This window comes from Pseudobutyrivibrio ruminis HUN009 (assembly GCF_000703005.1).
GTDB lineage: Bacteria > Bacillota > Clostridia > Lachnospirales > Lachnospiraceae > Pseudobutyrivibrio > Pseudobutyrivibrio ruminis_A.
In genome coordinates this window covers 610,409-622,892 of the sequence record NZ_JNLH01000001.1, presented here as the reverse complement: position 1 = coordinate 622,892, position 12,484 = coordinate 610,409, and the positions used below count along the sequence as shown (strand labels likewise).

At 41.9% G+C, this 12,484-nt stretch carries 12 protein-coding genes; all 12 read left to right on the top strand.

Annotated features, from left to right (window positions below; all coding sequences use genetic code 11):
- The first annotated feature begins 2 nt into the window (after positions 1-2).
- The 12 genes from BO15_RS0102785 to BO15_RS0102730 all read left to right on the top strand — a co-directional run bounded on the left by BO15_RS0102785 (position 3) and on the right by BO15_RS0102730 (position 12,473).
- Positions 3-1,394 carry an exopolysaccharide biosynthesis polyprenyl glycosylphosphotransferase gene (locus BO15_RS0102785; protein ID WP_033152168.1) on the top strand — a complete coding sequence of 464 codons (1,392 nt, stop codon included), beginning with the start codon at positions 3-5 and terminating at the stop codon, positions 1,392-1,394.
- 23 nt (positions 1,395-1,417) lie between these two features.
- A complete protein-coding gene (locus tag BO15_RS0102780; RefSeq protein WP_033152165.1) occupies positions 1,418-2,584 on the top strand; it encodes a glycosyltransferase family 4 protein in 1,167 nt (388 codons plus the stop codon).
- A 29-nt stretch (positions 2,585-2,613) separates the two neighbouring features.
- Positions 2,614-3,708 (top strand): glycosyltransferase family 4 protein, encoded by a 1,095-nt coding sequence (locus BO15_RS0102775; RefSeq protein ID WP_033152163.1) that lies wholly within the window; start codon positions 2,614-2,616, stop codon positions 3,706-3,708.
- On the top strand, positions 3,680-5,122 hold the full coding sequence (locus tag BO15_RS0102770; protein ID WP_033152161.1) for an oligosaccharide flippase family protein: 1,443 nt from the start codon (positions 3,680-3,682) through the stop codon (positions 5,120-5,122). Before BO15_RS0102775 ends, BO15_RS0102770 begins: the two co-directional genes overlap by 29 nt.
- 2 nt (positions 5,123-5,124) lie before the next feature.
- The gene (locus tag BO15_RS0102765; RefSeq protein ID WP_033152159.1) at positions 5,125-6,552 is read left to right on the top strand and encodes a hypothetical protein; all 1,428 of its coding nucleotides are present in this window, start codon (positions 5,125-5,127) and stop codon (positions 6,550-6,552) included.
- The gene (locus tag BO15_RS0102760; RefSeq protein WP_033152157.1) at positions 6,545-7,525 is read left to right on the top strand and encodes an NAD-dependent 4,6-dehydratase LegB; all 981 of its coding nucleotides are present in this window, start codon (positions 6,545-6,547) and stop codon (positions 7,523-7,525) included. The genes BO15_RS0102765 and BO15_RS0102760 overlap by 8 nt, the downstream gene beginning before the upstream one ends.
- Positions 7,526-7,617: 92 nt before the next feature.
- Complete coding sequence (locus BO15_RS0102755) at positions 7,618-8,784, top strand: LegC family aminotransferase (protein WP_033152155.1); 1,167 nt, start codon at positions 7,618-7,620, stop codon at positions 8,782-8,784.
- A 116-nt stretch (positions 8,785-8,900) separates the two neighbouring features.
- Positions 8,901-9,947: a sugar phosphate nucleotidyltransferase gene (locus BO15_RS0102750; protein ID WP_081828534.1), complete on the top strand. Its 1,047-nt coding sequence runs from the start codon at positions 8,901-8,903 to the stop codon at positions 9,945-9,947.
- A 19-nt stretch (positions 9,948-9,966) separates the two neighbouring features.
- Complete coding sequence (locus tag BO15_RS0102745) at positions 9,967-10,941, top strand: DUF2142 domain-containing protein (RefSeq protein WP_033152152.1); 975 nt, start codon at positions 9,967-9,969, stop codon at positions 10,939-10,941.
- Positions 10,910-11,653 (top strand): hypothetical protein, encoded by a 744-nt coding sequence (locus BO15_RS0102740; RefSeq protein ID WP_033152150.1) that lies wholly within the window; start codon positions 10,910-10,912, stop codon positions 11,651-11,653. Before BO15_RS0102745 ends, BO15_RS0102740 begins: the two co-directional genes overlap by 32 nt.
- A gap of 23 nt (positions 11,654-11,676) precedes the next feature.
- Entirely contained in the window at positions 11,677-11,919 is a 243-nt protein-coding gene (locus BO15_RS0102735) for an acyl carrier protein (protein ID WP_033152148.1), read from the top strand.
- 140 nt (positions 11,920-12,059) lie between these two features.
- Complete coding sequence (locus BO15_RS0102730) at positions 12,060-12,473, top strand: MaoC family dehydratase (RefSeq protein ID WP_033152146.1); 414 nt, start codon at positions 12,060-12,062, stop codon at positions 12,471-12,473.
- Positions 12,474-12,484 lie beyond the last annotated feature (11 nt).

The window sequence follows — 12,484 nt, the reverse complement described above, 5'->3', positions numbered from 1 at the left end:
TTATGAATCATAACGTAAGAAATATAGAAACTGGCAAAAGAATGTTTCGCTTCGTAAGTAGCGTGGTTTTAGTCACTGTACTAGCCACGCTCTTTGGCGTTATGTGGTATATGCGTTTACAGATGCTTATGTCACAGCGATTCTTGAGTATCGGTAACTATTTAATGATTGGCCTTTATGTGGTTTTGACAGTTCTCATGATTAACACATTCAAAGGCTTCAACATCGGAAGTGGAAGAATATCAATCCTTACAATGTCTCAGGCTATCGCCATGGGACTTGTAAACATGCTTGAATTCATCATCGTAATTTTGATGACACGTATCAAGCAGTTGATGTGGATGACATTGGCATACATTATTGTGCTTACAATTGCAGATGCTATAGCTGTGCTTGTTATCACATATGTCAGCACAAAGCTTTATCGAGCAGTGTTCCCACCATTCACAATTCTAAATATCTATGGTGATTATCAGAACGACCTGGTTCGTAAGATGAATCGTCGTGCAGATAAATATCGCATCACAGGCGAAATGAGCTGTATGGAGCCACTTGATAAGATTATCCGTGAGCTTGAAAACTACGATGCAGTTCTTGTAAACGATGTTCCATCGGAAATCCGAAACGACATTGTAAAGGCATGCTTTGCAACAGATAAGCGAGTATATTTCACACCAAAGATTTCAGACATCCTTATCAAGGGTGCAGAGGAGGTTAACCTTTTCGATACACCTCTTTATCTTTGCAAGAATGTTGGAATGGATGGCATTTCAGCTACACTTAAGCGTCTTGGTGATATTTTTATTTCCCTTGTCGGAATCATTCTTTCATCACCAGTTATGCTTGTGACAGCTATACTTATCCACAAATACGACGGCGGCCCAGTGTTTTATAAACAGACCCGTTGTACTATTGGTGGAAAAGAATACAAAATCATGAAGTTCCGTTCAATGATTACTGATGCAGAAAAGGATGGAAAAGCAAGACTTGCCAGCGAAAACGACGATAGAATTACTCCAATTGGACATTTTATCAGAGCTACTCGTATTGATGAGCTTCCACAGTTCTTCAATATCCTCAAGGGTGAAATGTCAGTTGTTGGCCCTCGTCCAGAACGTCCAGAAATCATTGCAGAATACATCAAGGATGTGCCTGAATTTGCCTTCCGTACACACGTAAAAGCTGGTCTTACAGGATATGCTCAGGTATACGGAAAATACAATACCACATCTTACGACAAGCTTAAGCTTGATATGATTTACGTTGAAAAATGTTCAGTATTCTTGGACATCCAGCTCATCCTTATGACCCTTCGTGTTATCTTTACAAAGGATGCCACAGAGGGTGTTGCCGAAGGAGCCGTAGATGCCAATGTGCATCAAAAGAATAAATAACATCCAAGAGAAAGACTAGGATTATGAAAAAAGCTTTAATGCATGCACATACTGCATACATGGTGACTCAATTCAATATTGATAATATTAAGATCTTGCAGGACCTTGGCTACACAGTAGATGTGGCTTGCTGTTGGGCAGATGATGATAGCGCTCTTTCACCGGAGGCTATGAAGGCTCGCAGAAAGATGCTTGATGACCTAGGCTGTCGCGTGATTGAGACAGCCAGCCTTAGAAAGATTTTCAATATTTCAGAGCTTTCAAAGGCTTATAAACAGTTGAAGCATGAGGTGGAAACAAACAAGTACGAAATTGTCCACACTCAGTCCCCAATCGGAGGAGTTATCTGCAGATTAGCCTGCCGAAAGGCCAGAAAGCTTTACGGTACAAAGGTTATTTATGCAGCGCATGGTTTCCATTTCTTCAAAGGTGCACCACTTAAGAACTGGTTGGTGTTCTACAATGTGGAAAAGTACTGCAGTAAATTTACCGACCTGTTGATAACTATCAATCAGGAAGATTATGAAAACGCTCAAAAGTTCAAGGCCAAGGAAGTGGCTTATGTGCCAGGTGCGGGTGTTGATACAAACAAATTTGTAGCTAGCCCAGACGGTCGCGATAGAATCAGAAAAGAGCTTGGCATCGACGATGAAACTACAGTTTTATTGTCAGTAGGAGAGCTGATTCCACGTAAGAATCACGTGGAGGTTTTGGAAGCCTTGAAGCAAATGAAGGATGCCGGCAAAGACTACAAGATTAAATATCTTATCGCAGGAAGAGGCAAAATCGCTAACGAGCTTCAGGCCAAGATTAACAAGCTTGGTCTTCAGGAGCAGGTTCAGATGCTAGGCTTCAGAAGTGACGTGGCAGATGTTTTTGCAGCCAGTGATATTTACGTGTTCCCTTCTCATCAGGAGGGCCTTCCAGTTGCATTGATGGAGGCAATGTCAGTTGGCATGCCAGTTGTATGCAGCCGTATTCGTGGAAATGTTGATTTGATTGAAGAAGGCGTTGGTGGATATCTCTTCGACTCTAAGGATGTGTCCACACTTGTGACAGCCCTTGATCGAATGATGGTCAAAGCCGAAATCGACCGCAGAGCCATGGGCTCACACAATGTAGCTGTGATGGAAAATTTCGACAAGAATCACGTAAATGCGGTAATGAAAGAAATATATAGTAACCTATAAACGTAACTATTTGCGGGGGTAGAAGTACTATGAAAGTTTTACATGTATCTAAGTCATCAACTTACAGTGGCATGGAAAACGTTGCGATTAATATAATCAACGCCATGCCAGAAGATATTCACAGCGTGTATCTCACAGCCACAGGCTCTGTTGAGACAAAGCTGCTGGAGCATGACATCGAATACATCGGTGTTGAAAAGGTTGATGAAAATGCTATCAAAGAAGCTATTGATGAGGTAAAGCCAGATATCATTCATGCCTATGAGTATGACTGCAGCCTCATGTGCACAAAGGTGACTGACACTATTCCAATCATCAGCCACATTTATTCTGTGCCAAAATGGGTTCAGAAAATTGGCCCTAAATCCGTAATTTATGGCGGAGCATGTAAGAACTTTACAAAGATAATCATCCCAAACAAAATCGTGGAAGAGAAAGCTTGGTTTAAGGATAAAATGGCAGGTAAGACTGTGGTCCTTGGCACACCTTTCAATGCAGTAAAGATTTTTGAAAAGGGATATTTACCAGGCACAGAGATGTCAAAAGAAAAGCTGGAGAAATATAAATCAGACTTGCTTTTCGTAGGATATCTCACAGATGACAAGAACCCTTACGAGTTCGTAAGAATAGTTAAAGAGGTCAAGGAGACTCATCCTGACATCAAAGCCATTATTGTAGGCGGCGGTGATTTAGGAAGCGAGTGCCTTGAATTAATTGGAAGATACAATCTTTCAGAGAATATTACAATGGTGGGCCTTCAGCACAATCCATACATCTACATGAATCAGACCAAGATTCTTGTGGCACCTTCCAAATTCGAAGGCTTTGGTATGGCAGCTGTTGAGGCAATGGCCTTTGGCAAGCCTGTGCTTGTCAGCAAAGTTGGTGGATTTCTCACCACCGTAAACGATGATTGTGGAAAAATATGCGGCACAGACAAGAAGCCTGTGGATAGAGATGCATTTGTTTCCAATATCAATGAGCTCCTGGACAATCAGGAGATATACAGAATGAAGTCAGATGGCGCCAGAAGGCATGCCAAGGACTTAAATAATTTTGAAACATACATGGAAGAAGTAAAGAAGATTTATGAGGATGCTTACCAAACTGCTAGAAAAAATTAAAAGTGCAGATTTTATACTAGTGACTATTTCCACAGTTATCTGCTCGGGAATATCATTTATATTTAGCGTATACTCAAAGTCACTTGTTCCAGTAAAACCACTGGGTATTTACAGCACCTGCTTACTTGCCCAGACATATATGAATTACGCCCAGTTCGGCGTGCTCAACGCCTACAATAGGGATTATCCTCAGGCCCTTGGCCGTAAGGATTATGAAACAGCAAACAAACTCAAAAACACAGCTACCACATTTATGCTGATGATATATCTCATCATCTTTGTGGTATTTGAAGCATGGGCTTTCTTTTACTATCGCGGCCGCATCGGCATGGACCAGTACCAGGCTTATTACGCCTTTGGATATGCTATGTGCCCAATTATGATTCTGCTGAAGAGCTTTGATGATATGTCAAATGCCACAGTCAGGATGAATGGAAAATACAATTATTCAGCAGCCATCGGATTCCTTCGCACAATAATTGCCTTCGGAATTGGTGTTGCTGCGCTAAACGTAGTAGGCTACTACGGTCTTTACGCCATGACAATGTCATCAGCGTTACTCGGAATTATTATGTTCCGCAAGAATGCACTTAAGGGAGTGCGCCTCAGCTTCGACTTTTCATATATGAAAGTCATGATTATCGGCGGCCTTCCACTTTTAATCAATAGCTTGATTTGGACTTTGGTTCAAAGCGTGGATAAATTTGTTATCCTTGGATTTTTGACTACTGACGACTTGGGAGTTTACTCAGTGCCTTTGATGGGATTCACTACTATGGTGCTTGTCCCACAGACAATTTCTCAGGTGTTTTACATAAAGGTTTCTCATTTGTATGGGGCCAATAAAGATGAAAAGCAGCTCCTTGAAAAGGCTAGCTATTTTACCAACATCACATCAGTTATTTCCGGAGCAGCATGTGTTTGCGTATTCTTCATCATGCCAATATTTGTGCAGATGTTTATGCCAATGTACACAGATGGAACCCCTGCAACTCAGATTCTTATCATCGGCGTTGCAATCTACTCCACAACCATGCTTTTCGGAAACATTTTCAGTGTGCTTAAGCTGAACAAATCATTGATTGCAAACTCAGTTGCACTTTGCATTTTCAATGTAATTTTCTCAACTGGTTTAGTTGTATTTGTAGAGCGCAGCATCAATATGGTTGCCATCGGCACAGGAATGAGCTATGCCCTATACTCACTGCTTTTGATGATAAAGCTTTCAAGAAAGTTCAACTACTCGTTCTTAAAGCTTTTTGCCAACAGCTGGCTACCACTTTTAGCCATCGTAATTCCAGGCATACTTTATTACATGCTCATAGAAAACATCTATGTTGCCGCAGCTTTGGCTTTGTTTACCATACTAGTGGTCTGTGGTATACTTACTAAGTTAATTTTCTTTAGGAGATAAAAATGCTTAACTTATGTTTTATGGGGCGCGAGGCCTTCCTCGACTACACCCCATTGATATTTAAGGATATAAAAGAAAAACACGATAGCGAGGCCAATGGTGTAATTGTTGTGCTGGATTCCAGAGAGAAGCAGTACGTTGAAAGCAAATACGGCGATGCAGTTACTGTTGTTGTCCTTTCAGATTTCATGAACGCCCATTGGGACGAATTCACTTTGGAAAAGCTTTGCGAGTATGAGAAAAAGTACGACGCAGCCCCAATGTGGAAATACATCTATACAGATAGATTCTTAATTAATAGAGATTATGATTATTGCGTGCACACAGCCGCTGGTTTGTTTGCATTTTGGGAGTATGTGTTCACCACATACAAAATAGATTTTTACTTTGATGAGGTTATTGCTACATTATTCAGCTATGCAGGATACCTTGTAGGCAAGAAGCTAGGGGCACATTACTATTCGTTGCTTCTGATGCGTTCCGTTGGAATGGATTTGACTCATCACTATATCTTGAACGAACCATTCGAGATGATTTACAACATGCCAGATGATTATCTGGACAGAGAATACACTGACGAGCAGCTCAAGCAGGCAGAGGAATATCTAGATTCTTTCGAGGAAAAGCATTCAAAGCCAGCTTTCATGAACTTCTCAGGCAAGGTGCCAAAGTTCAAGCCAAGCTTTTTGATTTTGCCACTGTTTTGGATTCGTCAGAGATTCTTCAATCCGCACACATTGGACAAAGGCAACTACATGTACTACAAGGACTACGAGACAGCCTTTGATCCATGGAAATTTTATAGAAGATATAAAAAGAGCAAGAAGTATTACAACAAGGCAGATTTAACAAAGAAGTTTGTTTACTATCCTTTGCATCTTCAGCCAGAGGCATCCACAATTGTTTGCGCTCAGAAATATGAAAAGCAGCTTTTCTTCCTGGACAATTTGGCAAAGTCAGTTCCAGCTGACACTTTGATTTACGCAAAGGAGCACTACTCATTCCTTGGCAGCAGGGACAATAGCTTCTACGAGGAGCTGAAGAAATATCCAAACATCGTTCTTATCGACCCATGGGAGGATTCCTTCGCACTCATCAAAAACTGCCAGTGTGTTGCAACACTTACAGGCACAGCTGGTCAGGAAGCAATGCTTCTTCGTAGACCAGTCATCATGGGTGGCGACATTCTCTACAAGAATGCACCAGGCATCATGCGCATCGAGGATGTTTATGACAATTATCTTGAGGCCATGGCCAATTGGAAGCAGCCATCTCGTGAGGACGTTATCAAATATTTGGCAGCCTACATGAGCTGCGCTAGAGTCGGCAACACATATGTGCTTAGCGCCGACCGCTTAAAGCCAGACAACATTTCACTTATAGCAAAGTCTATGTATGATTATTTTTTAGAGGTAAAAGAAAATGAGTAAAGTTTTAGTTACAGGTTCAGATGGATTCATCGGTTCACACTTAGTAGAAGAGTTAGTAAAGAAGGGCTACGAAGTTCGTGCATTCGTTTACTACAATTCATTCAACAACTGGGGATGGCTCGATACACTTCCAAAGGATATTATGGACCACGTTGAGGTATTCGCTGGTGATGTTCGCGACCCTAACGGTGTTCGCGAGGCTATGAAGGGATGCGATGCAGTATTCCACCTTGCAGCCCTTATTGCAATTCCATTTAGTTATCACAGCCCTGATGCTTACGTTGACACAAACATCAAGGGTACATTGAATATTTTACAGGCAGCCAGAGACCTTGGCACAGCTAGAGTATTAGTTACTTCTACATCAGAAGTTTACGGAACAGCACAGTACGTTCCAATCGATGAGAAGCACCCATACCAGGGCCAGTCACCATACTCAGCTACAAAAATCGGTGCAGATAGACTTGCAGAGTCATTCTACCGTTCATTCGATTTGCCTGTTACAATCGTGCGTCCATTCAACACATTCGGACCACGTCAGTCAGCACGTGCCGTTATCCCTACAATCATCACACAGCTTCTTGCTGGCAAGGAGGAGATCAAGCTTGGTTCACTCACTCCTACACGTGATTTCAACTACGTAAAGGATACAGCTCACGGCTTCATCGCTATGTACGAAAGCGATAAGACAATCGGCCAGGAAATCAACATCGCAACACAGAAGGAAATCTCTATCGGACAGCTCGCCGAGGAGCTCATCCGCCAGATCAACCCTAATGCAAAGATTATCTGCGATGAGGATCGCCTCCGCCCAGAGAAGTCTGAGGTAAACCGTCTCCTTGGATGCAACAAGAAGATTCTTGAGCTCACAGACTGGAAGCCACAGTACACATTCGAGCAGGGTCTCGCCGAAACTATCGCGTTCTTACGTGAGAATATGGATAAATATAAAGTGGATATATATAATATCTAATCGCGGTTTAGCGAATGGAATAAATTTTAATGTTTAGATGAGCCCGATATGTGACATATGGCACATAGAAGGGCGGACTAGAGGTATTAGAAATGTCAGATGAATTTATAGCCCTTTCGGTTCCAAACTTAAAGGGAAATGAGCTAAAGTATGTTACAGATGCAGTAGAAACTGAGTGGGTATCCACAGCGGGCCCATACGTTTCAGATTTTGAGAAGAAGATTGCAGAGTATGTAAAGGCTCCAGGTGCAGTCAGCACTCAGAATGGTACATCAGCCCTTCACATCAGCTTACTCCTTAGCGGAGTTACTCGTGAAGATGCAGTTATCGTGCCAACTCTTACATTCATTGCAGCGGTAAACCCTACAAAGTACATCGGCGCCGAGCCAGTATTCATGGATTGCGACGATAGCCTTTGCATGGACCCAGTGAAGCTTCAGAAGTTCTGTGAGACAGAGTGCGACTTCACAGATGGCAAGCTTATCGACAAGAAGACAGGCCGTCATATCAAGGCTATGGTAGTTGTACATGTCTTCGGAAATATGGCCGACATGGAAGCCATCATGCCAATCGCTGAAAAGTACAACATCAAGGTTGTAGAGGATGCAACAGAGGCACTTGGAACATATTACACTGAGGGCAAATACGCTGGAAAGTTTGCTGGTACAATCGGTGATATGGGTTGCTATTCATTCAACGGAAATAAAATCATCACCACAGGCGGTGGCGGAATGATTGTTTCAAATGATGAGAAGCTTCTTGCACACGCAAAGCATTTGACAACTCAGGCCAAAGCAGATCAGGCCAACTTCATTCACGATGAAATCGGCTTCAACTACAGAATGACAAACCTTCAGGCAGCTCTTGGAATCGCTCAATTAGAGCAGCTTGAAGATTTCATCAAGACAAAGACAACAAACTATCATTTATACAAGGATGCAATTGATAAGATGCCAGGACTTCACGTTCAGGATTTCAGAGAAGGCATCCGCAGCAACTACTGGTTCTACTCAGTAGTATTTGAAAATGACGAGAAGGGCCGCGACCAGCTCATCGAAGCATTAAAGGAAGCGCACATCCAGTCTCGTCCAATCTGGGGACTTATCTCAGATCAGCTTCCATATCAGGGAGCTCGTACATACGAACTTGAAAAAGCACCATGGTACTGGAAACGCGTCGTAAACGTACCATGCTCAACCAACCTCGACGAGGCCGGTGTCCGCCGCGTTCTTGATGTGGTACGAACCTTTAGTAAATAGCAAATTTAGATGAGCATAATCTAATTAACAAAATAATTGTTCTCTGAAAGGAACATCTAGTGACTGAAAGAGAATCTATTTTTTGTTAATGTAAGATTATGCGGAGTATATTAATTATGGAAAATGTATTTATACATGAGGAAGATTCTGTTCTTCAGGCCATGAGAACATTCGATGCCAGCGGCAGAAGAACAGTCTTTATAGTCGATGAAAACAATAAGCTAATAGCTGCACTATCCGAAGGCGATGTAAGACGATTCATCCTCTCAGGCGGAGATTTAAATGATGAAGTGCGCACAATCGCAAACTACAAGCCTCGTAGCCTTAAGGCCGATGAAAAGGAGGAGGCAAGGGATTTCTTGCGCCGCCACAACATCGAAGGCTTGCCAATCGTAGATGAAAATGGTGTTGTCATCGATACAGTCTTCTGGAGTGAAAATCATTATAAAAAGCAGAGCGAGTTATCTTGCCCAGTTGTTATGATGGCAGGCGGCAAGGGCACTCGTCTTTACCCATACACACGCATTTTGCCAAAGCCACTTATCCCAGTTGGGGAGAAGCCAATTGCGGAGCTCATCATGGATAGTTTCGCAGAATATGGCATCAACAGAATGATTCTTGTAGTAAACCACAAGAAAAATATGATTAAGTCATACTTTGGTGAGGTTGAAAAGCCATACACTATTGAGTACGTTGATGAGGACAAGCCACTTGGCACAGGCGGCGGTCTTTCACTTCTTCGTGGCAAGGTTGATGAGACATTCATCCTTACAAACTGCGACATTCTTATCGAGGAAGATTATTCCAAGATTTACGCTCATCACAAGGCTGAGGGCAACATGATTACAATGGTTTGCTCACTTCGCAACTTCCAGGTTGCCTACGGTGTTGTTGAATTTGGCGAGCACGGTAACATCCTTGATATGAAGGAAAAGCCAGAGTTCAGCTTCTTCACAAATACTGGTATCTACATCGTAGAGCCAGAGGTTTTGAAATATATTAATGATGACGAATTTATCGGTTTCCCTGATATCATCAACCGTTTGAAGGATGATGGTAAGAAGGTTGGCGTTTATCCAATCAACGAAAATACATGGATGGACATGGGCCAGTTGGACGAGCTAGGAAAGATGGAAAATCGTCTACGTGGAATTAACAAATAATAGATAGAGAGGATTATCCTTGGAAAAAATAAAGAGTTTCTTTTATCCAATGACAATGGATAAGGCGTTTAAACTGGGGACAGTTTTAGTCAGCGCATTTGGAATCATCTTTTCAATTGTGTTCTTCTGCCTCAACGCATTCGACACTTCAAAGACAAAATTTTACAATGGTTATTTTGCCCTTATATTGATTGTGATGATAGCACTCACTATCTACTTGGCTAGGTTTTTGCTTCTAGATAAAGAGTGGAGTTACTCAAAAATCTACCTGGTATTGGCGATTGGGTGGAGTATCTGCATGCAGTTGGTAATGCCACCTATCTCCGGAGCAGATGAGGTTCAACATTTCTACAGTGCATACCATTGCTCCAATATTTATCTAGGAATGAAAGACCACGATTTCGATACTACTCCAGGTAGCTACGGCAACTGGATTGAAGGCACATCTTATTTCTACATGCGAGCAGAAGACTACTACAGATTGCCTTACATCGATGTTACATTCCCATATCAGTATCAGATTCTGTCTGATGGCAATTGGTTCCATACCGATGACGATATGAAGGAATTGGTACAGTGTTATACAAAGCCTACACAGGCTAGGCGTTATCTGCTTTCCGGACTTGGAATAGCTATTGCAAGATTGTTAGGATTCGGATTATCAGGCCTTGTATTTATGGGCCGATTCATGAACAGCCTTACACTCGTGCTGGCTGGTTGGGTTTGTATCAAGCTGCTTCCTGTTGGAAAGCTGCAGCTGCTGATGTTCTCACTCTTCCCAACCACCTTGCAGCTTTGCTCATCATATTCATACGACAATATGAGTATCCTGTTTTCATTCATTTTGTTGACAGTCTGCCTGTATTTAAGTCAGGAAAAGACAAAGGTTCATGCATGGCATGTATACTTAATCGGATTGATAGTAGTAATCCTTATTCCAAACAAAATGGTTTATACCCTGTTTGCAGTATGGTTTTTTTGCTATTCCACTTAAGAAATGGTGGACAGATGTAGCAAAGAGCAAAAAATGGTATGAGTATGTTTTGGCAGGAGCATTTATAGCAGGAGCCCTTGTAGTAATCAAGAAGTTCGCTGGAAAGTATAAATACCAGTTATATGATATGTTTGTTCTTTCACACAACCATGCAACTATAGAGCAGGATGCTAGCCGTGCAGCATACAGCATGTACGATGTTATGGCAGATCCTATTGGCACACTTAAGTTTGCTTGGGAGGGAATCAAAGTAGATTTCTGGTACAACATCAACCATGTTATTGGTTCTGAGCTTGGTCATATCAAGCTTAATGCACAGGTACCTATGGCTTGCATTATTGTGATGCTCGTAGTTTTAATTGTTGGTTTGATTATTAATAAAGGCAATCGCCTTAAAAAGTGGCAATACGTTATTATTGGACTTGGCCTATTGGCTTGCGTAGTTGCTATTTTTGCAGGCTGCCTGGTTCGATTCACACCAGCTGAGGGCAGTGAGCGTATTCAGATATCTTACCGCTATCTAATCCCGGTTTATATGTGCATGTGCATTGCTCTGGGTTCTGATGCCAAGGAAAATAAAAAAGCATTAGCATTGATTTTGATTCAAAATGTAGCCCTTATGGTTGGCTTGTGCGGTACCATCTACTTCTTAATGCATTTAAGAGATGGCATGGCAGCACCAGAGATTTTGAATTCAATTGGAATATACTAATCAATTGATTTGGAGGAAATAAAATGACAAGAGAAGAAGTATTTGCAACATTAACAGATATATTTAGAGATGTATTCGACGATGATGATATCGAGCTTACAGATGCAACAACAGCTGACGATATCGAAGATTGGGATTCACTTGAACAGATCAACCTTGTAGTTGCATGCGAAAAGAAGTTCAACGTAAAGTTCGACATGAAGGAAATCCAGTCACTTAAGAACGTAGGCGAAATGGTTGACACAATCGTATCGAAATTATCGTAGAAAAGTATTCAAGTAAATAGATACATAACAGATTTAGATGAAGCTTGTAGCTATAAATCTCTGAGTATTGCTCAAGCGAGACGTGTTGTCGAGCGGAGCATGCTCAGGATTGAGAGCGTAACAAGCTGGATGAAAAGTATATGAATAACTATAAATTTGATGAATTAACTGTGGGGATGACAGAGAGCTTCAAGGTGACAATCACTGAGGCCATGCTCGATGCTTTCAAGGGCATCACAGGGGATGTCAACCCACTTCATAATGATGAGGAGTTTGCAAAGGCAAAGGGCCATCCAGGCCGTGTGGCTTATGGCATGCTCACAGCAAGTTTCCTTTCTACATTAGCTGGTGTCTACATTCCTGGTGAGCGCAGCCTCATCCAGCAGGTGGAGACAAAGTTCGCAAAGCCAGTATATATCGGCGACGAGCTTACAGTTACAGGCGAAATCGTAGAGCTTGTGGAAAGCGTTCAGCGTCTTGAATTAAAAGTAACCATCACAAATCAGGATGGAAAAAAGGTACTGCGAGGAACCATGGGTATTCTCGTGGTATAGAGGGAGATTAG